Origin of the sequence: Rothia sp. P5764, assembly GCF_048512965.1 — a bacterium.
GTDB lineage: Bacteria > Actinomycetota > Actinomycetes > Actinomycetales > Micrococcaceae > Rothia.
This window is the reverse complement of record NZ_JBLXXQ010000015.1, coordinates 1-1,260: the sequence shown is the minus strand read 5'-3', so window position 1 is coordinate 1,260 and position 1,260 is coordinate 1. Positions and strand designations below refer to the sequence as shown.

Here is a 1,260-nt window from a genome sequence, read left to right as displayed (position 1 = left end):
TTCACCGGTACGGGAATATCAACCCGTTATCCATCGACTACGCCTGTCGGCCTCGCCTTAGGCCCCGACTAACCCAGGGCAGATTAGCTTGACCCTGGAACCCTTGATCATCCGGCGCACGGGTTTCTCACCCGTGATTCGCTACTCATGCCTGCATTCTCACTCGCATACCCTCCACCACTGGTTCACACCGCAGCTTCACCGGATACACGACGCTCCCCTACCCAACAAGAAAAAATCTCATTGCCATAACTTCGGTGGTGTACTTGAGCCCCGCTACATTATCGGCGCAGAATCACTTGACCAGTGAGCTATTACGCACTCTTTCAAGGGTGGCTGCTTCTAAGCCAACCTCCTGGTTGTCTCAGCAACTCCACATCCTTTCCCACTTAGTACACGCTTAGGGACCTTAGTTGATGGTCTGGGCTGTTTCCCTCTCGACAATGAAGCTTATCCCCCACTGTCTCACTGCTACGCTCTAACTTACCGGCATTCGGAGTTTAGCTGACGTCAGTAACCCTGTGGGGCCCATCGGCCATCCAGTAGCTCTACCTCCGGCAAGAAACACGTAACGCTGCACCTAAATGCATTTCGGGGAGAACCAGCTATCACAGAGTTTGATTGGCCTTTCACCCCTATCCACAGCTCATCCCCTCCATTTTCAACTGAAGTGGGTTCGGTCCTCCACGACGTCTTACCGTCGCTTCAACCTGGCCATGGATAGATCACTCCGCTTCGGGTCTAGATCCTGCCACTGACACGCCCTATTCAGACTCGCTTTCGCTACGGCTTCCCCACACGGGTTAACCTCGCGACAGAACACTAACTCGCAGGCTCATTCTTCAAAAGGCACGCTGTCACCCCAAAAGGCTCCAACGGCTTGTAAGCACACGGTTTCAGGTACTATTTCACTCCCCTCCCGGGGTACTTTTCACCATTCCCTCACGGTACTGATTCACTATCGGTCACTAGAAAGTATTTAGACTTACCAGGTGGTCCTGGCAGATTCACACGAGATTCCACGAGCCCCGTGCTACTCGGGTGGCACACACGCGGTCTAACACATTTCGGCTACAGGACTCTCACCCTCTCCGGTCACCCATCCCAAGGCGTTCACCTACATGCTAGAACATCACGTCCACAGTCGATTGAAACTGTGATGCGTACTCCCACAACCCCCATGATGCAACCCTCAACCGGTATCACACACCACAGGTTTAGTCTCATCCGCTTTCGCTCGCCACTACTCACAGAATCATT

The 1,260-nt window shown here is 53.3% G+C and carries 1 rRNA gene; it reads right to left on the bottom strand.

Annotated features, from left to right (window positions below):
• A 23S ribosomal RNA gene (locus ACN08Y_RS10845) occupies positions 1-1,260 on the bottom strand; the annotation flags it as partial.